This window comes from Arthrobacter sp. ok362, assembly GCF_900102785.1.
Classification (GTDB): domain Bacteria; phylum Actinomycetota; class Actinomycetes; order Actinomycetales; family Micrococcaceae; genus Arthrobacter.
The window spans coordinates 207,083-230,652 of sequence record NZ_FNGC01000004.1; the positions used below are offsets into that span (position 1 = coordinate 207,083).

Annotated in this window: 24 protein-coding genes and 1 pseudogene; 11 read left to right on the forward strand and 14 right to left on the reverse strand. The window is 64.5% G+C overall.

The window, feature by feature from the left end:
- The first annotated feature begins 17 nt into the window (after positions 1–17).
- Entirely contained in the window at positions 18–977 is a 960-nt protein-coding gene (locus BLQ10_RS07345) for an NmrA family NAD(P)-binding protein (RefSeq protein ID WP_091560160.1), read from the forward strand.
- Between the two features lie 144 nt (positions 978–1,121).
- On the opposite strand, the gene BLQ10_RS07350 is transcribed toward BLQ10_RS07345, so the two are convergent.
- Positions 1,122–1,871 carry a phosphotransferase gene (locus BLQ10_RS07350; RefSeq protein ID WP_091560164.1) on the reverse strand — a complete coding sequence of 250 codons (750 nt, stop codon included), beginning with the start codon at positions 1,869–1,871 and terminating at the stop codon, positions 1,122–1,124.
- A gap of 224 nt (positions 1,872–2,095) precedes the next feature.
- Here BLQ10_RS07350 and BLQ10_RS07355 point away from each other — a divergent pair, with 224 nt between their 5' ends.
- Together BLQ10_RS07355 and BLQ10_RS07360 are read left to right on the forward strand one after the other, a co-directional pair.
- Positions 2,096–2,587, forward strand: a complete 492-nt coding sequence (locus BLQ10_RS07355) for a hypothetical protein (RefSeq protein WP_091560166.1) — start codon at positions 2,096–2,098, stop codon at positions 2,585–2,587.
- Between the two features lie 67 nt (positions 2,588–2,654).
- A complete protein-coding gene (locus BLQ10_RS07360) occupies positions 2,655–3,632 on the forward strand; it encodes a tetratricopeptide repeat protein (RefSeq protein ID WP_139164195.1) in 978 nt (325 codons plus the stop codon).
- A gap of 178 nt (positions 3,633–3,810) precedes the next feature.
- Here BLQ10_RS07360 and BLQ10_RS07365 read toward each other — a convergent pair whose 3' ends face one another.
- The 8 genes and pseudogenes from BLQ10_RS07365 to BLQ10_RS07400 all read right to left on the reverse strand — a co-directional run bounded on the left by BLQ10_RS07365 (position 3,811) and on the right by BLQ10_RS07400 (position 13,574).
- The gene (locus BLQ10_RS07365; protein WP_091560169.1) at positions 3,811–5,184 is read right to left on the reverse strand and encodes an FAD-binding oxidoreductase; all 1,374 of its coding nucleotides are present in this window, start codon (positions 5,182–5,184) and stop codon (positions 3,811–3,813) included.
- Between the two features lie 93 nt (positions 5,185–5,277).
- Positions 5,278–5,727, reverse strand: coding sequence for a cupredoxin domain-containing protein (locus tag BLQ10_RS07370; RefSeq protein WP_368086502.1), 450 nt, complete (start codon positions 5,725–5,727; stop codon positions 5,278–5,280).
- Between the two features lie 171 nt (positions 5,728–5,898).
- On the reverse strand, positions 5,899–6,660 hold the full coding sequence (locus BLQ10_RS07375) for a MerR family transcriptional regulator (RefSeq protein WP_091560171.1): 762 nt from the start codon (positions 6,658–6,660) through the stop codon (positions 5,899–5,901).
- A 73-nt stretch (positions 6,661–6,733) separates the two neighbouring features.
- Positions 6,734–7,924 (reverse strand): Fic family protein, encoded by a 1,191-nt coding sequence (locus BLQ10_RS07380; protein ID WP_091560174.1) that lies wholly within the window; start codon positions 7,922–7,924, stop codon positions 6,734–6,736.
- A gap of 241 nt (positions 7,925–8,165) precedes the next feature.
- Positions 8,166–9,572, reverse strand: a complete 1,407-nt coding sequence (locus BLQ10_RS07385; RefSeq protein ID WP_091560178.1) for an FAD-binding oxidoreductase — start codon at positions 9,570–9,572, stop codon at positions 8,166–8,168.
- A gap of 75 nt (positions 9,573–9,647) precedes the next feature.
- On the reverse strand, positions 9,648–11,474 hold the full coding sequence (locus BLQ10_RS22685; RefSeq protein ID WP_254785448.1) for an ATP-binding protein: 1,827 nt from the start codon (positions 11,472–11,474) through the stop codon (positions 9,648–9,650).
- A gap of 317 nt (positions 11,475–11,791) precedes the next feature.
- Positions 11,792–12,922: pseudogene (locus BLQ10_RS23045) on the reverse strand (BTAD domain-containing putative transcriptional regulator); the annotation flags it as partial.
- A 259-nt stretch (positions 12,923–13,181) separates the two neighbouring features.
- Positions 13,182–13,574, reverse strand: a complete 393-nt coding sequence (locus BLQ10_RS07400) for a VOC family protein (RefSeq protein WP_091560185.1) — start codon at positions 13,572–13,574, stop codon at positions 13,182–13,184.
- Between the two features lie 270 nt (positions 13,575–13,844).
- Between BLQ10_RS07400 and BLQ10_RS07405 the strand changes: the two genes are divergently transcribed.
- The 4 genes from BLQ10_RS07405 to BLQ10_RS07420 all read left to right on the forward strand — a co-directional run bounded on the left by BLQ10_RS07405 (position 13,845) and on the right by BLQ10_RS07420 (position 17,776).
- The gene (locus tag BLQ10_RS07405; protein WP_175558514.1) at positions 13,845–15,218 is read left to right on the forward strand and encodes a DJ-1/PfpI family protein; all 1,374 of its coding nucleotides are present in this window, start codon (positions 13,845–13,847) and stop codon (positions 15,216–15,218) included.
- A gap of 170 nt (positions 15,219–15,388) precedes the next feature.
- Positions 15,389–15,775, forward strand: coding sequence for a hypothetical protein (locus BLQ10_RS07410; protein ID WP_175558515.1), 387 nt, complete (start codon positions 15,389–15,391; stop codon positions 15,773–15,775).
- A gap of 103 nt (positions 15,776–15,878) precedes the next feature.
- Complete coding sequence (locus BLQ10_RS07415) at positions 15,879–17,090, forward strand: sensor histidine kinase (protein ID WP_139164196.1); 1,212 nt, start codon at positions 15,879–15,881, stop codon at positions 17,088–17,090.
- Complete coding sequence (locus BLQ10_RS07420; RefSeq protein WP_091560191.1) at positions 17,078–17,776, forward strand: response regulator; 699 nt, start codon at positions 17,078–17,080, stop codon at positions 17,774–17,776. Before BLQ10_RS07415 ends, BLQ10_RS07420 begins: the two co-directional genes overlap by 13 nt.
- Before the next feature lie 100 nt (positions 17,777–17,876).
- Here the strand turns inward: BLQ10_RS07420 and BLQ10_RS07425 are convergent, their stop codons facing one another.
- The 4 genes from BLQ10_RS07425 to BLQ10_RS07440 form a co-directional block, all read right to left on the reverse strand.
- Complete coding sequence (locus BLQ10_RS07425; protein WP_091560193.1) at positions 17,877–18,269, reverse strand: SHOCT domain-containing protein; 393 nt, start codon at positions 18,267–18,269, stop codon at positions 17,877–17,879.
- A 142-nt stretch (positions 18,270–18,411) separates the two neighbouring features.
- Positions 18,412–18,786: a PLD nuclease N-terminal domain-containing protein gene (locus BLQ10_RS07430; protein ID WP_091560196.1), complete on the reverse strand. Its 375-nt coding sequence runs from the start codon at positions 18,784–18,786 to the stop codon at positions 18,412–18,414.
- 204 nt (positions 18,787–18,990) lie between these two features.
- Entirely contained in the window at positions 18,991–19,146 is a 156-nt protein-coding gene (locus tag BLQ10_RS22325) for a hypothetical protein (protein WP_018773067.1), read from the reverse strand.
- A gap of 152 nt (positions 19,147–19,298) precedes the next feature.
- A complete protein-coding gene (locus BLQ10_RS07440) occupies positions 19,299–19,775 on the reverse strand; it encodes a VOC family protein (RefSeq protein ID WP_091560454.1) in 477 nt (158 codons plus the stop codon).
- A gap of 140 nt (positions 19,776–19,915) precedes the next feature.
- Between BLQ10_RS07440 and BLQ10_RS07445 the strand changes: the two genes are divergently transcribed.
- On the forward strand, positions 19,916–20,359 hold the full coding sequence (locus BLQ10_RS07445; RefSeq protein WP_091560204.1) for a DUF3054 domain-containing protein: 444 nt from the start codon (positions 19,916–19,918) through the stop codon (positions 20,357–20,359).
- A gap of 87 nt (positions 20,360–20,446) precedes the next feature.
- The gene (locus BLQ10_RS07450) at positions 20,447–20,728 is read left to right on the forward strand and encodes an Lrp/AsnC family transcriptional regulator (RefSeq protein WP_090580900.1); all 282 of its coding nucleotides are present in this window, start codon (positions 20,447–20,449) and stop codon (positions 20,726–20,728) included.
- 104 nt (positions 20,729–20,832) lie between these two features.
- Here BLQ10_RS07450 and trpD read toward each other — a convergent pair whose 3' ends face one another.
- The gene (gene trpD, locus BLQ10_RS07455) at positions 20,833–21,894 is read right to left on the reverse strand and encodes an anthranilate phosphoribosyltransferase (protein ID WP_091560207.1); all 1,062 of its coding nucleotides are present in this window, start codon (positions 21,892–21,894) and stop codon (positions 20,833–20,835) included.
- Between the two features lie 148 nt (positions 21,895–22,042).
- Between trpD and BLQ10_RS07460 the strand changes: the two genes are divergently transcribed.
- Together BLQ10_RS07460 and BLQ10_RS07465 are read left to right on the forward strand one after the other, a co-directional pair.
- Positions 22,043–22,681, forward strand: coding sequence for an aa3-type cytochrome oxidase subunit III (locus BLQ10_RS07460; RefSeq protein WP_175558517.1), 639 nt, complete (start codon positions 22,043–22,045; stop codon positions 22,679–22,681).
- A gap of 86 nt (positions 22,682–22,767) precedes the next feature.
- Positions 22,768–23,556, forward strand: a complete 789-nt coding sequence (locus BLQ10_RS07465; protein ID WP_091560210.1) for a cytochrome bc1 complex diheme cytochrome c subunit — start codon at positions 22,768–22,770, stop codon at positions 23,554–23,556.
- The last annotated feature ends 14 nt before the right edge of the window (positions 23,557–23,570 follow it).

Consider the following 23,570-nt stretch of genomic DNA (forward strand, 5'->3'; position numbering starts at 1 on the left):
CACTTGAGGTGCAAGCCATGACCGCAACGACACCCCATCCGGGCACCGTTCTTCTCGCCGGTGCCACCGGCGATCTCGGCGGACTCATCCTTCGGCATCTGGTCGCCCTGGGGGCCACCGTTCGGGTCCTGACACGACCAGAAACCAACTCAGCGCGGGTTGCGCAGCTACGCGCCCAGGGCGCCGAGGTGATCCAAGCGGATTATGACGATCCGGACGGCCTCCGAAGGGCGTGCAGGGACGTTGATTGCGTGGTCTCCGCGGTCAACGGTCTCGACAGCGCAATCTTAGGTGCCCAATCGCGCTTGCTGGAGGCGGCGGCCGCGGCGGGCGTGCCCCGTTTCATCCCTTCCGATTTCTCCATCGATTACCGTGGTATCCGGCCCCGAAGCAACCGGAACTTGCAGCTCCGCAGAGACTTCGCACAGATACTGGACGCATCCGAAATCCGGGCCACGTCGATCCTCAACGGCGCCTTCACCGACATGCTCTCCGGGCAGGCACCAATGATCCTGTTCTCCCGGCACCGGGTGCTCTTCTGGTCCGACCCCGACCAAGTGCTCGACTTCACCACCAAAGACGACACTGCGACCTACACTGCCGCCGCCGCCCTCGACGAGCGGGCTCCCCGTGTCCTCCAGATCGCCGGGGACCAGGTCACCGCAAGGACCCTGGCATCCACCATGACCGATCTGACGGGCAGGCAATTCCGGCTCCTATACGCGGGCAGTGTTGGTTCCCTGACTGCTATGAGTAGGGCAGTCAGAGCCGTTATGCCGGCCTCTACCGAGCCGTTCCCGCCGTGGCAGGGCATGCAGTACTTCGCCAGCATGTTCAGCGGCGACGCGAACCTGCGTTACATCAACAACGACCGGTACGGCAGCCGGAAGTGGACGACCGCCCGGGACGTCCTGGAGCAGCACGCCAGGAGAGCTGACTGTGCAGCAAGCGATGCCGGCATCCTAGATTCGCTGTGAGTCGGAACGGTACGTGGCGCTGTTCTTATACCGATTAGTGCCGAAAGGGTAAGGAGCTGTGTACGGCGTCGACGATCAACCAAGCCTGCAACTCATGAGACGTGTTCCTTGCCGACCGATACGCACTAAAAACAGATAGACCGGCTATGCGAGGGCTTGTGCCCAGACCCCTTGATTCCGTACGACGTACTGAGCGGCGGCACGCCAGTGCCCGCCGTGTCCATTGACATACATGTCTGCCCAGGGCTGGAATCCGGTCTCGTTCGAGGACTTCAGGAGATTGAACATCGCTGCTGTTCGTTTCGCCATAGCGGCCGGCAGGGCCTTGCGTAATGCGTCATCAGCTTCGTACCCGTCAACAACGGCACGCAATCTCAAGGCCGCATCTTCCGCCGGTTGCCCGTCGAACAGTTGGCCGAATGACTGCGCGGCGTACGCCAGATCCCACAGCCGAGTGCTGGGCCCGGCGCCGTCCCAATCGATGAATACCCAGCGGTCTCCCATGATGAGGTTCCAGGGAGCGAGGTCGTTATGGCACATCAGGTTCGGATTCTCAGCGGGCAGCAGCATGTTCCAGTCGCCCGGATTGGGAATCAAGACTCCTTCGCTCGCATCATGGATCTGCCGAATCATCCGACCCACCCGTAGCAACTCGTCCGGTCCGAGCGGCAATTGATCCAGCACGAGTACGCCTTCGATGTACTCGACTACATGTCGACCGTCTTCGTCCCGGCCTAGGGGCTGAGGAACATCCACCCCGGATGAGCGGAGCGCGCCAAGATAGCTCTGTACGGCGGAAGAGTTTTCCAACCACGGTTTTCGGATGGTGTTACCAATGCGCACAACACTTTCCGACGCATTTCCACCTGTCAGTTCCTGCTCGTCCTCGACCATCCCATCACGCTACTGGGTGCAAACCCGATGGCCAAAGGCCCGCTTCGCCAAGAGGCGCGGGCTGTCCTGACGCTTGAGCCGTAGCCCAGCTCGTCAATCCAGCCCTCCCCTGGGCCGATAACGTTCGATATCTTTAGTCCTCCAACTGCTGCCCGTTATGTAGTCTTGCCGATTCCACCCGACGTGCATCAGACCCAGCTCAACGAAGGGTGGAGTGACCCCTGATGCCGACCGTGAATGCTGCCCTCGATCCCTATCGCGGCTGGACCGAGCCTCGCGACGGAGTCGGGTCGAGCCCATTCCGGCTCGCCAGCAAGGTGGAGTCACGGGCCTCTATCGACGAGGTTTCAGAAGTTTGGCCCGCTCACGCACTTTTGCCCGAGCTGGAGGCACTCTGGCTATCAAGTCGCGAGGCGTGGCTGTTTCAGGACATCGACTACGGTCAATGGGGCCTGCACATCCTCGACCCCGCGGCGGCGGCGGCGCGCACCAGCGCCGGGCGAACGAGCAGACCGGGCGACTTTGAGGCGACCGACGCCGTGGTCGGCGAGTTCCTCGGCGACACCGACCTCTTGGTGCTTGAAGCCAACGGCGGCGTCCTGGTCGCGCTGCCCTTGGATCCGCGCACTGATTGGCCGCGGGTGGCGTCGACGCTACCCGAGTTCCTGACTCGTTATCTCGAAGCTGTTGGCGACAAGTACTGGGAGAGCTCCTGACCCCGACCGGAGCGCTCCGAGTGGCTGCGAGGCCTCGGCAACTTTCCCGGGTGGGCGTGGCGTCCTGGTGAAGCCGGGCGCACTGCATATTGTTCGGAGGGTGGGACGAATTTGGGCGGGGTTTAGGAAAAACCGGGGGCCTCATGAGGTGTGGTCGGATTGGAAGGCCGCGGACGAAGCAGGAGACGCTGGCAGTGCGGCCGCGTTTGCCTCCGAGTTGCTGCAGCTGACTCCGAAGTCATATTTCAGCTGGTTTCAAGCAGGCCTGCTGTCCAAGGCCTTTGGCAACTGGCCGGAAAGCTCCGCACGCAATGTACAGGCGCTGGAACTCTTCACTCCGAAGGATGCTGACGAATTCAACGGAGCCAACCCGGCAGCCTGGAATCTCGGCATCGCATCAACAGCACTGGGTGACTGGGCCACAGCCAGGCAAGCGTGGGTCGCCTACGGCCTGGAAAGGTTCGGGGGCGAAGCCGGGCCTATCGACGTTGATTGTGGGATGGCTCCGGTGCGTCTTAATCCCGACCGGCCCAGCCTCCCTCACCAGGTGCTGTATGCGGCCGGTACGACTGAGGTGGTCTGGTGCTGGCGTCGGAGCCCGGCCCATGCGGTCATCGCCAGCGTTCCGTTGCCCGAGTCCGGCCACCGGTTCAGAGACACTGTCCTGCATGACGGCGAACCCAAAGACACCCGACGGCTCGACGAACAGGAAGTGTCGGTCTTCGACGAACTCGGACGTCTCGAAGAATCTGGCGTGCCGACGTGGCAGGCCCAGGTGATCGGTGCGTCCGCCGACGACATCCAGGCACTGTCAGACCTCCTTGAACAGCGGGGGCTCGGACTCGACGAGTGGTCCGGGATCCGGTTGATGTGCTCGAAATGCTCGTACGGGGAACCCGAGAATGGACACAACCACATCCCCGCAACATCGGATGCGAAACGACTTGGACTCGCAGGCCACGAATCAGACCTCGGCGAAGCGATGGAGACATGGCTGGCCAGCAGGCACGGAATCGACGTACACAGCCTCGACCTGCTCTGGTAATCCCAACCAGTCCCGCCAAGCAGGCCCCATGGCTGGTAGCTCCAAATCGCGTGATACCACGATGAAGGTGTGGCATGACTCTTTGCGGTAACGTCCCCATGAGCTGCCAGGGCGCTCGGACCCCGTACCCCTACGGGTGCTGACCGCGTCGAATATATCAGAGGCGGCTCGCAGCTTCCTATGCGATCGGGCGGACGTTCTGATTTGATCGGAAGAGGTTGACTGGGTCGAATCTGGCTTTCACGGCGGCCAGCCGATCGTAATTGGCGCCGTAGGCTGCCCTCACCCGCTCCTCCCCTTCTTGGCCCAGATCGTTGACGTACACCCCGCTCGCGGCAAAGGGCTGCATCGCTTCGAAGAAGGCGCGGGCCCAGCCGACGTTGCGCTCCGTTTCTGCCGGGTCGGACCACTGGGCCAGGATGAGGAGTTCGATCTGGGACCGGCGATGGGGAAATGCCGTGGCTGCCGGGTCGACTCGAGCGGCCACACCGTGTAGTTGCTGCATTCCGACGCCACTCGCCGCTGAAGGCATCTCTGTCGCAAACTGGAGCAGCATATCGATGGCGTCGGCGGTGAAGTCGGTGAAGAAGCTCGATTTCCAGTAGTGGTTCTGGCCCAACGGAAAGTCCGCGTCGTGAGCGCTTTGCAGGCCGACGTAGTCGGTTGGCAGCACCACGTCCACAGCTGGGCCGAGATCGCGCAGCGGTCGGAGCGCCAGCTCCGCCTCATCGTGCCCTCCGCTCCAGCAGACGGTGACGCCGAAAACTGGACGCCCCGCTGCGTCGCACCCCAGACTGGCCGACATCGAGAGCTCGTCGGAACAAGATGCGGCGAATTCAGGGTAAAACCGCAGGACCTCCCTCGTCCGTTCGGCCGGGAACGAGAGCGCTCCGGCCAGGACGGTCCCAACGGGATGCAAACGATAGGTGAAGGAGGTAACAACGCCGAAGTTTCCGCCGCCACCTCGGATGGCCCAGTAGAGGTCTGCGTGTTCGTCGGGGCTCACCGTCAGCATCTCGCCATCTGAAGTCACGATGTCGGCGGCGAGCACGTTGTCGCAGGCGAGCCCGTGTTTGCCGTTGAGCCAGCCGATGCCACCTCCGAGAGTTAAGCCGGCGATGCCGGTAACCGAGACGACTCCGAGCGGCGCGGCTAGGCCATATGCCTGAGTGGCGACGTCAAGGTCGGCCAGGAGCGCACCGGCTCCAGCCACGGCGACGAGCCGTGCGGCATCGATCTGAACGTTCTTCATGCCAGAGCAATCCAGCATGAGCCCATGGGCGCCGACGGCGTTCCCTGCCACGTTGTGGCCGCCTCCCTTAATGGAAACAGGGAGAGAGTTTTCCCGGGCGAAGGTCACCGCACGGCGAATATCTTCGGCGTCAGCAGGGCGGACAATCACGTCCGGACGGCGGTCAATCATCGCGTTGAAGACCTTCCGGGCTTCGTCGTAGCCGAATTCGCCAGGACGGAACAGCCGGCCGCGGAGAGCCGAACTCAAGTCATCGACGACGGATGGGTCAAGCGAGGGTGAGGGGGTCTGGATAACCACACCGAGGCACCTTTCTCGATCGAGACCGTCAAGAACGCGGCCCGGCAGCCTCCCGCCGGGCCGGACGTAACGTAACGCGGCACGGCGTCGTACTCATTTGACCGTCAGTGAGCCGTGCATGTTGGAGTGATACCTGCAGTGAAACGCGTAAGTGCCCGGCGCGGAAGGTGCTTTGAATGTGGCCGTACCGCCGTTTTCCTTGACCTCGACATCAAAGAGCGCCGCATCCTTGTCTGCTGTCACCGTGTGCTCGACAGTGTCCATGTTCGTCACCTTCACCTCCGCACCGGGAGCCACCGAGCCAGGGATCTGGTACGCGTAGTTGCTGATCGTGATTGTCGCGGCGGCGGCGTTTGCCGCCCCGCTTCCCGGCCCTGAAGAGGTTGAGCCCGCCGGCGCAGACGGTTCCATCGACATGCTCGGGGAGGTCCCGGCCGTCGTGGCGGGGGCCGACGCCGGTGTTCCGCCGCCGCCGGCACAGCCGCTCAACCCGACCAAAACGGTGGCCAACACAAGTGCAGTCCGTGTCTTATTGCTCGTCATGATGTGCCGTCCTCGACGCTGGAGGGGGCTGAGGAATCAGCCCGGCTTCTTTCCATTCTGCATCCAGCCCCATCAAAAAGCACTGCTAAATACACCGTCACGAAGCACGGGCCAACTGCGCGTCCTCACCGCCTGCGGCGGCACCGGTTGCAGCGTCTCTGTCGGATGTGGTCAAGATTGCGTCCTTGCCTTTTGCAGGTAGGCCAAGAGCCCGGCCAGCTGCTCGGAGGACCATGGCAGATCCGCGCTGAGGGCGGCCCTGTTGTCCTGCCACATGGAACGGGCGGCGGCTTTGGTCTGTTCGCCTGAATGGAACATGGAGCCGATTTCGTCCCATGACCTGGCCCAGTCCCGAATGGACGGATCAGATACCGGCGTCCCGTTCTCGACGTGCCGGAGGCCTTCCTCGACCAACGCGGCCCATCGGGCCTTGGCGGCCTCGATGCGGTCGCTGCCGAGTTCGGCTCTGCGTTCGGCCAGTTCCTGGCGCTGTTCTGGTGTGAAGTGGTTTTCAAGCACGGTGATCATCTCCAAAGTTGACATGAACTCTTCCGGAGCCGGCATGGCGGCCCCGTCGATGCGTGAAAGCAGGTCCCGTATCCGGTTCCGGACGGCCTGGACCTGCTCGGCGTGCCGGTTCATGTGCAGCAATTGTCGTTCCAGGAGAATGCGCAGCGAGGCCATATCATCGGCAGGGGTTGCCAACGCGGCGCCGATATCGGCCAGCGGGAGTCCAAGCATCTGCAGCGCCCGGATCCGGTACAGCCGCCGCACGTCTTCCTCGGTGTAGCGGCGGTGGCCGGAAGTCGTCCGCTGGCCCGCTGACAGCAATCCAATCTCGTCGTAGTGATGGAGCGTCCGGACCGTGACGCCACAGGCCTTGGCGAGTTCGCCTATGCTCCATTGGCCTGCGGCACCGCTCGTCTCTTTCATGTGACAACCGTAGATCCTCACGCCGCGTGAGGATCAACTCCCTCCCGGCCGCCTGCAACAGGTCGTCGGCCCCTCAGCCAGCCTTCCCGGCGTCGGCCAGCCGCTTGTTGAGCCGGTCCACCTCGTCGAGGACTTCGGTCGCCGCCCAGGCACGGCTGCGCTTTGACTGAGTGACCGGAGTGATGACCCCGGCAGTGGAGAGCCTCTGCAGGGCGGCGTAGACGGAACTTTCGGCGACGCCGGCAATATGGGCAGCGCTGTGGGCCTCGAACACGGGCCGCTCCAGCAGCCACGGAATGATCTTCTCGTCCGCGGATCCCTTGCGTGGCCTGGCCAGCTCCAGCCACATCGCCGGCAGGGCATCGAGTGCGGCCACGGATTCCCGGGCTGCGTCCGAGGCGCGGACCGCGGAACGGGCCAGGTAGAGCACGAACGGATCGGCGTCGCCGGAGCGGTAGTTGTTGACGAGGCTGAAATACGTGTCGACGTCGGCGACCATCGCCGACGCGATCGGGGTGACCGTGTTCTTTGTGAGCCCGCGACGCCGGGAAATCGCACCGATCAAGGCCCGGCCGATCCGGCCGTTGCCGTCGGTGAACGGGTGGATGGATTCGAAGTGGGCGTGCGCGATCGCCGCCTGCGCCATGATGGGTACGTCGCGGCGGTTGCAGAAGACCTTCAGGTCCTCCATCAGGTCCGGTACGAGCTCCGGCGGGGGCGGGACGTGGATGGCGCCGCGCGGTGAACGGTCGCTGCCGCCGATCCAGTTCTGAACCTCCCTGAACTTGCCGGCGTGCGGGCCGTCCATCGGGTCGTCTTTCATGAGCGTGTGATGGGCGCCCAGCATTGCCTCCAGCCGGATCTCCCCGGTTCGCCCGGCGTCGTCGATCATCCCTTGTACGGCGTCGGCTGCAGCCACCATGGAACGGGCGTCATCACTGGCCTTGAGCCCGATCATGGCCCGGGCGTAGTCGTCACGGTTGGCGTTGACGTGCTCGATTTTGGAGGAGGAGACGGCCTCGCTGCGGAGCAGGAACCCGCTGATGGCGGCCATCCGGGTGCCGGCTGTGACGTCCAGGGACGCTATGGCGACGGCGGCCTCCTCCAGGGCGACAATTGTCTCGCGGCCCGGATCGAACCAGCTCTCGGCGATCATGGGTGGCAGCGAGACCACAACCTCGGTGAATTCCCGGTCTTCGCGCGGCGGCCTTCCCGACGACTTCCACGGCATCGTCTTGCTGCCGTGTGCGGGCCAACGGGTCATGGATCCTCCGGAAGTCTAAATAGTCACCCTACTATTTAGATTTTAGGGGTCAAACATGAATAACGCGACGCTTGCCGGGAAAACCTACACCTGAGTGCCGCAACGCGGCACCAGGTGCACCAGGCGCGGCGCATGTGCGATGCGCTGCTGCAGTGTCGGGTCGTCGAGGCCGAACCAGTGCCGGCGCGGCGGCGGCGGCGCTGGGTTCGGCGGTGTACGCGAAAATTGTCCAGCAGTGCTGTCACACCGTGGGGGCGATGTTCTGGTTCAGCCGGAATAGATTGGTGGGGTCGTATTCGTTCTTGAGTTCCACGAGCCGCCGGTAGGTATCCGCCGGGTACGACGCCCGGACGACCGCCGTATTCGCGTCACCTGTGAAATTCACGTAGGCCGCCGCATCCGGACCGAGCGCGGACGTCACGCCCCGGGCCCATTCGACGACATCCGCGAAGCCTTCCGCCGTCGGCGTGCGCGCAATAACATTGACGATGAATTCCTGGTCGCGGAGTGCGAAGGCCGTTGCTTCGGCCTGAACCCGGCCGACCGCGCCGCCAAGGTGGTGCAGGTGAATCTGCGTCATGGCGTTGGGCAATGCCGCAAACGAGTCCAGCAGAACGCGCACGGACGCGTCGTCGGCGGCGCGCAGAAATGCCGAGCGGAAATAGTTGTGCACGCCCCGCGGGTACAGCGGATCGAGCGCCTGCTGCCACCCCGCGTACGGGTTGGCCGCGAACACATCGGCGATGACCGTGCCCAATGACCGGAAGGGCGCGGTGGCGGCCTCGCCGGCATCGAGATCGCCGGACCAGCACCCTCCCACAGCGATGACTGGCTTGCCGTGAACTGATTCAGGCAGGAACGGGACCGGCGGCGCCATGGTCATGTTGACCAGCGTGGTCAGCTCATCGGGGGCCGCCGCACAGGCCGCCCGATAGCCGCCCAACACCTGCTCCGCCTCTTCTGCGGGGTAGAAAACCAGGCCGGAAAGGACGATGGGCCCCACTTCGTGCAATTGATAATCGAAGGACGTCACCACCCCGAAATTGCCGCCGCCGCCGCGCAGTCCCCAGAACAAATCGGGGTGCTCGTCGGCGCTGGCGTGAATAAACTGTCCGTCAGCGGTGACGACGTCGGCGCCGACCAGGTTGTCGCTGGCCAGCCCGTGCTTGCGTACGAGCCAGCCGATGCCGCCGCCGGTGGTGAAGCCGGCGATGCCGGTTGAGGACACCAGGCCACCGGTCACCGCAAGCCCGAATTGCTGAGTCTCTGCATCCAGGTCCTTCCAGGTACACCCGGCCTGGGCCGCCACGCGGCGGCGGGCAGGGTCCACCTGGACCCCCTTCATCAGCGAAAGGTCCAGCACGATACCGTCGTCGACGGTGGAAAACCCGGGGATCGAATGGCCACCACCGCGAACCGACAACGGGAACCCCTCGCTGCGCGCGAGATCGACCGTGCGGATCACATCTGCCACACCCGCACAGCGTGCGATGAGCGTCGGGCGGCGGTCGTGGGCCCCGTTCCAGATGCTGCGTTCGTGGTCGTAGTCCGCGTCCCCTGGCCGGACGACCGTGCCGCGCAGGCCGGCGGCGAACTCGGCGATGGTGGCCTCGCCGATGCGGGTCGGCCTAGTCTGCGTCGTTGTCACGATGCGTTCCTCCTGATTGCTGTTTATTTGTCTGATCCATTTGTCAGATCCAGGAATAACGCTAGTGAACCGTCCTCAACGAGCACTCAACGCCGTCTCAACATCATCATCCGAGTCTCGCCTACGCAGTTCGGCCAGCCGCTGACCGGCGATGAGGCATCTCGTTCGGTCGAAAATTGCCCCAGCCCTGTCAATTTCGCGGGCCGCCCGATGTGGGTCGCCGAGCTCGTTGGATAGCTCTGCCACCATCAACCGTTGCCAGCCAGTGTGTCGCCGCCATGGGGCGACCTTTTCCGCTGCCTGCCTGTACATTTCCCGCGCTGCCCGGACCTCCCCGGAGATCAGTTCGGCGGCACCGAGGATGGTCAGCGTGGCGCCCATCCCCACCTGATCTCCCGCGGACTCGAACCCTGAAAGGCAACGCCGAGCGTCTGTCAGGCCGCGGTCGATCTCACCACCCATGGCGCGGAGCAGGGCGATATTGATCTCGGTCAGCAGCTCGCCCCGCCGGTCGCCCAGGCCGAGCCGAAGCTCCCGCGCCAAGGATAGGGCCTCATCGGCCGCGCTGTGGTCGCCACAGTCGCGCAGAATGCAGCCAAGTTGGTGAAGTGTTTGCGCCCTAGCCAGGTCATCTCCTAACTCGGCGAAATGTTCGGCTGCATCCGTGATGACGGATATCGCAGACTGCGTGTCTCTCGAAAGCCTGGCCGCGTAGCCGATCGCGGACAGCACGTAGCCTTTGGCTTGGATAACGCCAACCCGCCGGCCCAACAGCAGGGTCTCCTCGACGCAGGGAACCAACCGTCCGGCGATCGGGACCAGTTGCAGGCTGGGCGTGATCACCGGCAGGAAGGGTGGAGTGCTGGTCTCAGACTGTGCGAGTTCGCTCAGGCAGGTGTTTAGGTGACGGGCGGCGAGTGGTCCGTCCTCCCGTGACAACGCGCACTGGCCGAGCAGCCAACTGCTGGCAGCGGCATGTTCGGGTCTGCCACCCTCGACTGCCTCGGTGTGCACGTCGGCTGCCAGCTGTTCGGCCTCGTCCAAGTCGAAAGTGCTCCAGGCGAGCGAGGTCTCAATGAGCCGGGCCATCGCCACCTCGTCGGGGTTGCCGATCTCCCGCATAATTGCCAGGGCCTCCGCGCCGAGCGCCCGATGCCGATCGCCGCGGCCCTGCCGGCTGTCCAGCCCGGTCAGGCCGATCAGAGCGGCCGCGCGAGGCCGGGTCGGGTCGGGAGCCACCGCCAAGGCACGCTCGACCCAACGTGCTCCCTCGACCGCGTGACCGCGGACGAACCAGAACCGCCACAGGCTGGCCGCGAGCCGGAGCGCGGTCTCGGGCTCGCGGGCGCACGACCAGCGCAGCGCAGCGCGCAGGTTGTCGTGCTCGCGGTCGAGCAACTTCGGCTGTTCGATGACCACCCCGGTGGCCCGTTCGGGATTGTGGGATTCGGCGACGGCAAGGAAGTAGGCGCAATGCGCAGCCGCCAATTGAGCCGCCTCACCTGCATGATCGAGATTCTCCTGGCCAAACTGGCGGACCGTCTCCAATTGCCGGTATCGGGTCCCGGCGCCCCTCCTTTCGGTGACCACCAAAGACTTGTCCACCAGCTTGGCCAACAGGTCGAGCAGTTCGATCTGCTGGAGGGGCGCGTCAGCGCAGACTGCCACCACAGCGTCGAGGGTGAAACCACCCGCGAACACAGATAGCCGGCGCAGCAGAACCTGCTCCGGTTTGGTGAGCAGGTCGTGGCTCCATTCCAAGGTGCCACGCAGCGTCTGGTGCCGCGTGACGCCGCTGGTTCCCCCGCCGAGCATGGACAAAGCACCGCCCAATCTCTGGACGATCTCGGCGGGTTCGAGTACGGCGGTTCTGGCCGCGGCCAATTCCAGGGCCAGCGGCATCCCGTCGAGCCGTCGAGCCGTCGGCACAACTCTGTCACCCCCTGCGCGTTGTCGGCGTCGAGCGCGAAACCCGGCCGGACCTGCGCTGCCCGCTCAACGAAAAGCCGGACAGAGGGCAGACGGCCCAGCACGGCCAGGTCGAGAGCGTCGGTCCGCAGGGGCGAGGGCAGGGGCAACGACGGCACCCGGTAGGTGTACTCCCCGTCGGCATGGAGTGGCTCCCGGCTGGTGGCCAGCACTTTAACCCCAGGGGATCCGTCAAGTATCGCGACGACGAGTTGCGCACAGGCCGCGAGCAGGTGTTCGCAGTTGTCCAGCACGAGGAGCAGCGAGCGTCGCCGCAGCTGGTCGACCAGCGCTTGCACGCGGCTTGGCGCCGCGCCGGAATCCAACCCGAGGACCTCGGCTACGGCATCGGCCACCAGCAGCGACTCCCCAACGGCCGCGAGGTCGACGAACCAGACTCCGTCCACGTACTCAGGACGAACTGTCTTCGCGGCCTCCAATGCCAGTCTGGTCTTGCCGCTGCCGCCAGCCCCGGTGAGGGTGAGCAGGCGAGCATGGCCCATCAGCCGCTCGACGTCAACGAGCTCACGCTCGCGCCCGATGAAGCTTGTCAACGGGGATGGCAGATAACCGATGGCATCGTCTTTGCCGGGCACGCCGGCGGGCTGGTGGAGGCGCTCCTCGGGCGGCGCGCCGGTCAACAACTCGCGAAACAGTCCCGTCGTCCGGGTGTCCGGGTCGGTCCCGAACGCGTCGAGGAGTTCGTCGACCAGCCGCTCATATCGTGCCAATGCTTCCGACCGCCGGCCCATTCCAGCCAGCACCACCATCTGCGCGCGCACGGCTCCCTCGTGGACGGGATCGGATTCGAGCGCATGGGAGAGGATGACCAACGCTTCCTCCGGTGCGCGCTGCGCCACCGTGGACGCCAGTTTCACCAGTACCTCGCGATGGATTTCCCGGAGCTCATCGCGGCGTGTCGTCAGCCAATCCGCATCCGGCAGATCCGGCAGAAGATCACCACTGTACAAATCGGCCGCATCGCGCAGGCTTGCCTCGACACCGGCAGCCAACGCTGCCACGGCCGAACGCTCGAACTGCAGGACATCGACATCGACCGGGCCCGTGTCATCCAGCACGACCACTTCACCGCGGATGGCGAGCATCCCGTCGGTGCCGGCTCCAGCGCCAGCGAGCGTACGGCGAGCGATGTACAGGGTCTGATGCAGATTCCGTGCGGCCGCCACCGGCTCCATGTCAGGCCACAGGCGGTCCAGTACCTGCTCGCGACGGCCACGCTGACCACGCGCCAACGCCAGCATCGCCACCACGGCCTTTGCCTTCTGCAGCCGCCAGTGGCTGTTCTCAACGGCGTTCCCGTTGACGTACACGATGAACGAGCCGAGAAGCTGGATGCGCAACCCGCTTTGGGTAGGCTTCATGGTTCTTCAGTATCCGCTCGCCAACCGGCGTTGTCGAACAACGAAATTTCCCACACGCGCGCTGCCTTGGCGCACTCTGTGAGCGGCCCATCACTAGCAAGCAAACCACCAGAACCACAGCAGCCAATCGCCCCCATCCGGCTCGATTCAGCAGTTTGGGTCGACTGTAGTAAGACAATGTGGGAAAGTTTGTCTCCCGACGTCGGACCTGCTCGCCCTGGCGTCCCTGGCCGCCGATGCCGTGGGGCTGCGGCTGCGTCTAGCGCTGAACGGCTTCCCGAACATCCGGCGGCGTAGCTTCCTGTATGACCCAGCGGTTGCCGTCAGGGTCACTGAAATAGGCGAAAAGGACTCCACCCATGTCCTGGACCTCGCTGATCTCCGCTCCCCGTTGAAGAAGCTCAGCCCGTGCCGACGCCATGTCCGGGACCACCAACTGCAAGCCTTCCAGGCTGCCCGGCTGCATGCTGGTCATTCCCGTCCCGATGACTATGGACGCGGCGGAACCTGGCGGCGTGAGCTGGACGACTCTCATGCCCGGTATGTATTCCACGTCGTGGTCCAGGGCGAAACCGAGCCGGTCTCTATAGAACGACTTAGCTGTGTCCACATCAGCGACCGGTACCTGTACGACCTCAAGGCGCATCTCCATGCGCCTCACAGTACCCCGGTTTCCCCCGGGAAAGGCCGAGGAAGAAAGTACGGCGCAAGTTAAGCCTTCGATGGAGTGGAACGTGCAACCTGCGGCGTACAGGAAGTATCCGAGGGAGCAGTCGTCTAGTACCCAGGTACCGGTTGTCCCTGATCAGGAGAGTCCTCGGGGCCGATGTCCGTGCGATGGGCGATCCGTAGCGTGAAAGAGCAACGCTGGGCACATGGAAAGCGATGGCCCCGCAACTCCATACGGAATCGAGACTCACTCATGGCTTCCCTCTCTAGACGACTCATTCATGCCGCTCTCTCGGTTGGATTGTCCCTCCTCGCTGTGGCTGTGCTGGCTTTCGTCGGCGCTGGGGTGGCGGATGCGGAAGGTCACGTCCGCCCCGCCTCTCAAGAGCTGCAGGACCTGCCCACGAATCGGCCCTCCTCCTCCGGCCCGATAGTTGTCGCCGTTGTCCTGGGTTCGTCAGGCACCGTGGGAAGTGATGTCCTGGCTCCCTACGAAGTATTTGCCAGCTCTCCGGAGTTTTCGGTCTACACAATCGCTGCGCATGCCGCCCCCGCCGCCGTTGACGGGGGCCCGGCGATAGTGCCCACGTACACGTTCGAGGACATTCGATCGGGCAGGGCGCGGCAGCCGGACGTGGTGGTTGTCCCGGCGGTCGGCGCCCCGGAGGACGCGGAAGAAGCCCCAATGCGGAAGTGGATCGCGGAACAATCCGGCCGCGGCGCCCGCATCCTGGGCGTCTGCAGCGGATCAATGGTCCTGGCCGGGGCCGGTTTGTTGGATGGGCATAAGGCGACAAGCCATTGGTCCCGCCTGGGTGCCCTCAAACGGAGCCATCCCCAGGTCCAATGGGTGGGAGGTCTGCGATTCGTCCAGGACGGCAGGATCACCACCACGGCCGGCGTAACCTCCGGCATCCCCGGCGCCCTGAAAGTCATGGAGGAGCTGGCGGGCGCCGTCGAAGCCGAACGAGTCGGCAGGCTCCTGAACTACCCGGGCTGGCAGTTGGCGGCGACAGCGCAGATACCCGTCCAGTCCTTCACCGCCTCGGACATTCCCATCGGACTCAACGCCCTCATCCCGTGGCTCCGGCCGACGATCGGCGTTTGGCTCTTCAACGGGGTCGGCGAAATCGACGTCGCCAGCGCATTCGAGGTCTACAACGCGTCCTTCGCGGCCCGGGCGGTGGCAATCGGCGCCACGGACACAGTCACCACCAAACACGGTCTCATTCTGCTGACCGTCCCGGAACGCCAGGCACCTTCGGTGGACCGGCTTATCGCCCCCGGCGCGTTCCGGGACCAGGATATCGATCCGCAATTGCGTGACTGGGCCGCGTCCCGCAACGTGCCCGTCGATGCCTTTGCCGGCGCCGACGGACTGCTCGGGTTCGACGGCGCCATCGAGTATCTGGCGCAGCACACCGACCGTGCCACCGCTGTATCGGCAGCCAAGATGATCGACTATCCCACGGCGCGTCTGTTCCTTCCGGCCGGAGGAACCTCTGCCCGGGTTCCCGGACTGCTCGCGCTCGGCCTGGTGCTCGCCATTTTGACCGGCTCTCTCCCGGCGGTCATTCGAAGTGCCATCCGGCGCCGAAGGGAGGGGCGCGGATGGCAGTTGCCATGATTTCCCCGAATTCACGAATATGCTCTCCACAGCCACCACAACAGGGCATGAACCGCACGGCGCAGCTCTGGGAGGAACCGGATCAGCGCAGCCGGCGGAAATTACTGATCAAGATCACGGCACACACGACACACGTTGCTGCTTAGGACTGGACAAGAGGATGGATATAGATGCCGTTGGATCAGCTTTTGGCAATACTCGCCTGCGCACTTTTGGCCGGCCTGACCATCTTCCAGGGCGCGCTTATCGCCGGAGCTCCGCTGGGCAAAGCGGCGTGGGGCGGACAACACCGCGTCCTCCCTGCCAAACTGAGAATCGGGAGCGGCCTATCCATAGCCGTGTATGGGCTCTTCGCCTATGCAGCGCTGGCCAAGGCTGGCCTGGTCCCGCCGTTGGTCAGCGATTCATTTACTGCGGTCACCATATGGGTGATGACGGCATACTTCGTGCTCGGCGTCCTCATGAACGGAATCTCCCGCAGCAAACCAGAACGCCTCATCATGACCCCCACCACGCTGGCCCTCGCGGCCCTCTACCTGGTCCTTGCGCTCCACTGATCTCCCTGACAGACGACCAAAGGACCCTTATGCACTCCCCGACCGGTAGAGTCCGGAGCATGACCGGGACAGGAACACTGCGCACCTGGCAACACTGCCGGAAGTGGCCTTGACGTCGCCGGTTTCGTCGAGCGAACCGCTGGGGCCACACGGATGGCGCTCTCGCCCGCGCATCACAGACCTCGTGGTCGCCGCCGCCTACACGGCGCCGGCCCTGGCGGCAGCCATCGCCTTCCGCGGTCACGAGGCTGAAGGCCCAGGCTTCGTTCTTCCGTTGCTCGCGGTGGCGGCTTCCGGCACTGCACTGTTGTTCCGTCGGCAAGCCCCGATGTCGTCGTTGGCTGCCACCGCCGGCATCATGCTCATCACGTTCTCGGTTCCGGCGAGCTTCGCAGCGGTGGCGACAGCCATGGCGCTGTACGCCGTCGCCGTCTACCGGTCCGCGCGGCACGCCGTCTTTGCCCTCCTGGGCACCAGTGCAATGCTCCTTCTCTCCGCGGTCCTGCAGCCCCGGTCGCTGATTGACCTTGGCCAAGCCCTCCAGGCGATTGCCGTACTAGTGATCGCGACTCTGATCGGCCTGAACGTACGCACGCGCCGCGGCTACGTGAGCGCCCTCGTGGACCGTGCAGACCGGCTGATGCGTGAACGGGAGCATCTGGCCAGCATCGCGGCCGCCGCGGAGCGCAACGCGATCGCTCGGGAGATGCACGACATTGTCTCGCATGGATTGGCTGTGATGATTTCCCTGGCCCATGGTTCTGCCGAGATCGCCTCCACTGATCCTGCCCGCGCCGTCCAAGCGATGCGCCAAGTCGCCGAGACGGGGCGCGTGGCGGTAGCGGACATGCGCCGGATGCTCGGAGTTCTGAATGAAGGCACTACCGGGGAGTTGGCCGGCGCGATAGCACCCTCTCCCGGGGTGGGGGATATTTCCGATTTGGTGGGGCTCTTCCGTTCCGCGGGCCTTCCTGTGGTTCTGCAGTCGGCCGGTGTTCCTCCGGCCGATCCCGGAATCCAACTGGCTATCTACCGGGTCGTCCAGGAAGGGCTCACTAATGCGCTTAAGTACGCGAGAGCAGCAACAGCGGTCACGGTTCGTACACAGTTCAGCCTGCAGCCGATCTTGGTCTCGGTGACCGACGATGGGCAACCGGAGGTTGCCCATGCCGACCATGCTGGGCGGGGCGTCGCGGGAATGCGTGAGCGCGTCGCACTGTACGGCGGCACGCTGCGCGCGGGTCCTCTGACCAACGGTGGGTGGTCCGTGACCGCCCGGTTCCCGCCGCAGAAGGGAGCCCCATGGCAACGGTAGCTGCCTCGCCCACGCGCCCGATCCGGGTGTTGCTCGTTGATGACCAGACACTCGTCCGAATGGGATTCCGCATGGTGCTGGATGCCCAGGACGGGGTGGAAGTCGCCGGCGAAGCCGCTGACGGCAGGATCGGCATCGACATGTGCCGCCGTCTGGCACCGGACGTGGTGCTGATGGATGTGCGGATGCCAGACACGGACGGCATCGCCGCGACCCGGCGCATTGTCGAGGAGTGCCCGCAGTCACGGGTCATTGTCCTCACAACATTCGATCTCGACGAGTATGCCTTTGGGGCACTCCGGGCGGGTGCCAGTGGTTTTTTGCTCAAGGATGTCGGGCCAGCTGAGTTGCTCGCCTCCATTAGGGCCGTCGCGGGAGGTGACGCCGCCATCTCCTCCAGGGTCAGCCGCCGGATGCTGGACCTCTTCAGCCAAAGGCTTCCCTCCGGTCCCCCCGCCGCGGGCGACGAAGCCGTTGCAGTCCTGACACCCAGGGAACTGGAAATACTTTCGGCCATCGCTGGGGGACTTACCAATACCGAGATCGGGGAACGACTGGTCGTGGCGGAATCAACGGTGAAAACCCACGTGGGCCGCATCCTTATGAAACTCGGGCTGCGCGACCGTGTGCATGCCGTCATTTTCGCCTACGAACACGGCTTGGCCAGCTACCGGCGGCCGAACTAACTGTCGAGGTCCGACCCTGGCTGCTTGCCACAACGACCCGCAATTGGGCCTCGTCGGGCGATGACACGGGCAGGAATGCGCCCTCAGGACAGCCGGCCGGTCAGGCCTGGGTCAACGCCTTGGCCTTGACAGCTTCGAACTCGCTCTGCGTCAGCGTGCCGGCGTCGAGGAGTTCCTTGGCCTTCGCGATTTCCTGGGTGGGGGATGCTTTGGCCACGGAGCGGATGTACTCGTTAGTGGCGGCCTGGGCCTGTTCTGCACCCTTGGCCTGGCGCTCGGCCATGCTCCGGCCCCGCGCGATCAGGTACACAAGAACCGTGAGGAACGGGACGAATACGAGGAACACAATCCACACAGCCTTGAGCCAGCCGTTGAGATCCTTGTCCCGGAAAATGTCTGTGATAACTGCAAACAGTGCGAAAAGGTAGGCGACGAACGCGAATCCCCAAAAGAACAGCCAAATGACGTTCCAGAATTGCTCCACGGGAGCCATCCTTTCGTTCTGAGGAAGCCCTGCTGGCATTCCTTACGCGCCAAGGTAGTCCTCCGGGATATCCGCCGTTAGGACCATAAGGCCCGTCTTTACCGAGGCGGAGCCCATATGCCGCCCGGATGCGGCTGCAGCCAGGCGCCGTCTACCCGAGCGCCCTGGCCTTGAGCATCTGGAATTCTTCGCCGGTGATTGTGCCTTCATCAAGGAGTTTCTTGGCCGCCGCGATCTGTTCCGCCGGGTTGGTGTTGGCGGTCCACCGGATGTATTCAGCCATGTCTTCCTTCGCGACGTCCTGCCTGGCGGATTGTCTGATGGTCATTTGCTGTCCGTAGAACATCAGGTAAGCCAGGCAACCGAGGAGCGGGAACAGCAGAACCCCTAGAATCCACAAGGCTTTTACCCACCCTGGCCGCAGGCTGTCGGCAAAGATGTCCCGGATGACGAGAAAGAGCAGGATTAAATACGCCGCAAACATGACGAACGAAAACATGAGCCAAATGACATCCCAAAATCCCATGATCTTCGCCTTTCGCGAAACCTTTTTGAAGAGACATCGATGTGTTCAGCGGCGATGCCGGGCCGTGGGCGTGGCAGGCCACCATGCGCAAGTGCGACGCCGGGACCCGGTTCGGCACCAGCCTACGCACGGGGCACTCGTTGTCAACGAACTGGCCAATGAACTGTGGAGCCGGACCGCGTGGCGGACTTAGAGGTGGCGGGCCTAGAAGAAGTGCAGCTCACTGGCCGCGTCCGGGGATGGGTGTACCACGGGAGCTTGGCCGAGTTCGAGCAGGATGTCGTTAATGCTCAGCTGGCCGTCCAGCTGAGGATCCAGCTGCACCGGGACAACAGCCTCCGGAACGGCGTCGCTACTCATGCCACGATCATATGTGCGGACCGTCCCTGAGCCCGGGGGCCACGCCGACCGGGGGTCAGCGGTGGGGCCGGCCGCTGCGCCGGATTCCTGCGCAGCCGGATTCCGCCGCGCCAAGCCAACCAGCGCTGGGGCGCCGGCGGCGGCGGGCGCCGTCAGGCGCCGTCGTAGGCCCTCTGAAGCGCGGCGATGTCCAGCTTGCGCATTCCGAGCATTGCCTGCATGGCGCGTTGGGCGCCGTCGGGATCGGGGCCACCGATCAGTTGCCCCAGCACGGACGGCACAACCTGCCACGAGACCCCGTACCGGTCCTTGAGCCAACCGCACTGGCTTTCCTGGCCGCCGTCGGTCAGGGCCGACCAGTACCGGTCCACTTCTTCCTGCGACGCGCAGTCGATGACAAAGGACACCGCCTCCGTGAAGGTGAAGGTCGGTCCCCCGTTTAGCGCCGTGAAGGTGCGCCCGTCGAGCAGGAAGCGGACAGTGATGGCCTGGCCGGCCGGCCCGGGGCCGCCGTCGCCATACCGCGCGACGTCGAGGATTTTGCCGTCGTCGAAGATGGAGACGTAGTACTCGGCGGCTTCCTCGGCCTGGCTGTCGAACCACAGGCAGGTGGTGATTTTTTCGCTCACAGCGCTCCCCTTGCGTTCGCCCGTGCCACCGGCTGGTCCGGCGGCGATCAGTGGCATGGGCCCGAGCCTAGCCTTACGGTGAGTTGGCACACAACGACCTCCGCCGCCCGGCCCATCCGGACGGGACTAGGCTTGGATGCATGCCTTCTCCAACCCCCAGACTCCCCCGCCCGTCCGCCCAGGACGCTTCAAGTACCGGCCTCCGGCCCGCGCAGACAGCCGCCCTGGCAGCCTCCGCGGATGCGCTCCTGATACTGCTCTTCGCGGCGATTGGGCGCGACGCGCACCAGCGCGGAGACAATATCGCCGGCGTCTTTGCGACGGCGTGGCCGTTCCTGGCGGGCGCGGCACTGGCCTGGCTCGTCCTCCGGCTGTGGCATGACCCCCTCCGGGTGTGGCCGGCCGGCGTCGCCGTCTGGCTCGGGACCGTCGGCATCGGCATGATTCTGCGAGCCGTCACCGGACAAACGGTGGTGCTGCCGTTCATCATCGTGGCCCTGCTGAGCCTGGGCGTTTTCCTCCTGGGTTACCGGCTTGTGGCCGCGGGCGTGCGGCGATTGCGTTCACGCCGCCGCCAGGGCTGATGCACTAGGCTTGCAGAAGATGGCAGCGCCCGGCAAGGGCCGCCGACAGGCCCGCAAACGGCGCAACCGATCCGGAAAGGCTCACACGTGGTCACCGCATTCGTCCTGATCAAGACAGACGCTTCACGCATCCCGGAGACCGCCGAGGAAATCTCCGCCATCGCCGGCATCAGCGAGGTCTATTCCGTCACGGGCGAGTGGGACCTGATCGCCATCGCCCGGGTCGCTAAGCACGAGGACCTGGCGGAAGTCATCGCGGACAAGCTCTCGAAGGTCCGGGGCGTGGCCCACACCACCACGCAGATCGCCTTCCGCGCGTATTCACAGCACGACCTCGACGCGGCCTTCGCCCTCGGTTTCGAGCAGTAGCAGCCAGCAGCAAAATGGATGACGGGCCCGGCAGAATCTGCCGGGCCCGTCCATTTTGCTCTGCGCCTTCCGTGCCTGCCTGGGGCGCGCTAGCCTGGTGCGCGCTAGGCGGTCTGCGACAAAGCGACCCACCGATCCAGCACCGCGGCCGCAGCACCGGATTCAATGGACTGCTCGGCGCGCTTGAACGCCGCGGCCATGCGCTCCGCCAGCGGACCCACGGCGTCGAGGTCGAACGCCACCAGCCCGGCCGCGGCATTGAGTAGCGCCGCATCACGGGCCGGCCCGGGTGCACCGCCCAGGACAGCCCGGACGACGGCGGCATTTGCCACGGCGTCACCGCCGCGCAGTTCCTCCAGCGTGGTCGTCCGGATGCCGAGGTCGCGCGGATCAAACATCTCTTCCGCGACCTCACCATTGCGGATCTCCCACACCCGCGACGGGCCGGTGGTGGTGAGCTCATCCAAGCCGTCATTCCCGCGAAAAACCAGGCCGCGGCTGCCGCGCTTGGCCAGCACTCCGGCCACCAGTGGGGCCATCTGCTCATTGGCGACGCCCACGGCCGAGGCCTGGACATGGGCCGGGTTAATCATGGGGCCAAGGAAGTTGAACGCCGTCGGAACGCCGAGTTCGCGGCGGGCGACGGCGGCATACCGCATCGAGGGGTGGAACACCTGGGCGAAGCAAAACGTGATTCCCGCCTCTTCGGCATTGAGCGCCACGCGGGGAATGGGAAGATCCAGCCTGACGCCGAGGGCCTCCAGGACATCGGCGGATCCGGACGAGGACGACGCCGCGCGGTTGCCGTGTTTGACTACCTTGGCACCCGCGCCGGCGGCGATGAGGGCGGCCATGGTGGAGATGTTGACCGTGTTCTGCTGATCGCCGCCTGTGCCGACGATGTCCAGCTTCTCACCGGCAATGTCTATGGGGTTGGCGTTGGAGATCATTGCCTCCACCAGGCCAGCCAGCTCATCCACGGTCTCGCCCTTGGAGCGCAGCGCCACCAGGAATCCCGCCACCTGCGCCGGCGTCGCCTCGCCGGACATGATGGAGTTCATGGCCCACTCGGTGCTCCCGGCGGTGAGATCGGCGCCGCTGATGAGTGCGTTGATGAGCCTCGGCCATGTGTTGCCTGCCGCCTGTGCAGATGCCTGTGAAGTCACCTCCCGATGCTATCGAGGTCGGCCCCGCAAAGACCAATGTGAACCCCTCCGGGAACTTTTCCGCGCGAATTCGCGTCTTTGTAGAAAAAGTCCTCCGAAAACGCGGTTTGCGTTGGGCAGGACGGACTTTTATAGACATAATGTCTATGTGACATCTGCGACCCATGCCCCCAGTACCCCGGCGCACCCGACGCTGAACCGCCCGAACATGGTTTCTGTTGGAACCGTTGTGTGGCTGTCCAGTGAGTTGATGTTCTTCGCCGGTCTCTTCGCCATGTACTTCACACTCCGTTCGACTTCCGGACTGATGTGGGCCGATGAGACAGCCAAGCTCAACTTCCCCTTTGCGCTCGTTAATACGATTGTCCTCGTGGCAAGTTCCTTTACTTGCCAGATGGGCGTCTTCGCTGCCGAACGGCTTCAGCCGCGCCGGACCGGCGGAGTTTTCAGCTTCACCCGCTGGGGGATGAACGGATGGTTCATCCTGACGTTCCTCATGGGTGCCTTCTTCGTGGCCGGTCAGACGACCGAATACTCCATGCTCGTTTCCGAGCATGTGACGCTGTCCTCCAACGCCTACGGCTCGGCCTTCTACATAACGACGGGCTTCCACGGCCTGCACGTCATCGGCGGCCTGATTGCCTTCCTGCTCATCCTGGGCCGCTCCTTCGCCGCGAAGAAGTTCGGCCATTTTGAAGCAACCTCGGCGATTGTCACCTCGTACTACTGGCACTTCGTGGATGTCGTCTGGATTGGCCTCTTCCTGGTCATCTACGTCCTCCAGTAGCCAGCCTTGACTCTTTTTCTACAAGAGGCAGAATTTCAAGAAGCGGCTCCCGGAGCCACCGCAGGATCGAATAAAGGAACCACCACGTGAAGGCACTCTCGCAGAAGCGACGTCACCCACTGGCAGCAATTGCACTGCTGCTGATGGGCCTCTTAGTCACGGGTGGGCTGTACGCCGTTGCCACCACCGTCAACCAGGCCAAGGCCGACACCACCACCTACAGCGCGAGCGACGTAGAGGAAGGCGGCAAGCTGTTCGCCGCCAACTGCGCCACCTGCCACGGCATGGGTGCCAGCGGCTCCCAGTCCGGGCCCTCGCTCGTGGGTGTCGGCGCCGCCGCGGTTGACTTCCAGGTCGGCACCGGCCGCATGCCCATGCAGATGAACGGCCCGCAGGCCCAACAGAAGCCCGCCCAGTTCAACGAGGAACAGACCAAGAAGCTGGCTGCTTACGTTGCCTCGCTCGGTCCTGGCCCGGCCATCCCCGAAGCTGGTGTCCTCGATGAGAAGGGCGACGCAGCCAAGGGTGGAGAGCTCTTCCGCACCAACTGCGCCATGTGCCACAACGCTGCCGCTGCCGGCGGTGCCCTCACCCGGGGCAAGTTCGCTCCGGCTCTCGCGGGCGTCTCCGGCCAGCACATCTACGAAGCTATGGTCACCGGCCCCCAGAACATGCCGGTCTTCAATGACGCGAACATCTCCCCCGAGGGAAAACGCGACATCATCACCTTCCTCAAGCAGATCGAGTCCAACGGTTCACCCGGCGGCGCCGATCTTGGAGCTTTGGGACCGGTTTCCGAAGGTCTCTTTGTCTGGATTGCGGGCTTGGGCGTCATCATCGCGTTCACCATCTGGCTCACATCCCGCACTTCCTAAGCGGACCTTGCACC

Coding starts and splice junctions, on each gene's coding strand:
- BLQ10_RS07355 (WP_091560166.1), top strand. CDS start 2,096: ATGCCGACCGTGAATGCTGCCCTCGATCCCTATCGCGGCTGGACCGAG.
- BLQ10_RS07410 (WP_175558515.1), top strand. CDS start 15,389: ATGCCGTTGGATCAGCTTTTGGCAATACTCGCCTGCGCACTTTTGGCC.
- BLQ10_RS07380 (WP_091560174.1), bottom strand. CDS start 7,924: ATGACCCGTTGGCCCGCACACGGCAGCAAGACGATGCCGTGGAAGTCG.
- BLQ10_RS07400 (WP_091560185.1), bottom strand. CDS start 13,574: ATGGAGATGCGCCTTGAGGTCGTACAGGTACCGGTCGCTGATGTGGAC.
- BLQ10_RS07420 (WP_091560191.1), top strand. CDS start 17,078: ATGGCAACGGTAGCTGCCTCGCCCACGCGCCCGATCCGGGTGTTGCTC.
- BLQ10_RS07350 (WP_091560164.1), bottom strand. CDS start 1,871: ATGGTCGAGGACGAGCAGGAACTGACAGGTGGAAATGCGTCGGAAAGT.
- BLQ10_RS07405 (WP_175558514.1), top strand. CDS start 13,845: ATGGCTTCCCTCTCTAGACGACTCATTCATGCCGCTCTCTCGGTTGGA.
- BLQ10_RS22685 (WP_254785448.1), bottom strand. CDS start 11,474: ATGCCGCTGGCCCTGGAATTGGCCGCGGCCAGAACCGCCGTACTCGAA.
- BLQ10_RS07375 (WP_091560171.1), bottom strand. CDS start 6,660: ATGAAAGAGACGAGCGGTGCCGCAGGCCAATGGAGCATAGGCGAACTC.
- BLQ10_RS07345 (WP_091560160.1), top strand. CDS start 18: ATGACCGCAACGACACCCCATCCGGGCACCGTTCTTCTCGCCGGTGCC.
- BLQ10_RS07445 (WP_091560204.1), top strand. CDS start 19,916: ATGCCTTCTCCAACCCCCAGACTCCCCCGCCCGTCCGCCCAGGACGCT.
- BLQ10_RS22325 (WP_018773067.1), bottom strand. CDS start 19,146: ATGAGTAGCGACGCCGTTCCGGAGGCTGTTGTCCCGGTGCAGCTGGAT.
- BLQ10_RS07425 (WP_091560193.1), bottom strand. CDS start 18,269: ATGGCTCCCGTGGAGCAATTCTGGAACGTCATTTGGCTGTTCTTTTGG.
- BLQ10_RS07430 (WP_091560196.1), bottom strand. CDS start 18,786: ATGGGATTTTGGGATGTCATTTGGCTCATGTTTTCGTTCGTCATGTTT.
- BLQ10_RS07370 (WP_368086502.1), bottom strand. CDS start 5,727: ATGACGAGCAATAAGACACGGACTGCACTTGTGTTGGCCACCGTTTTG.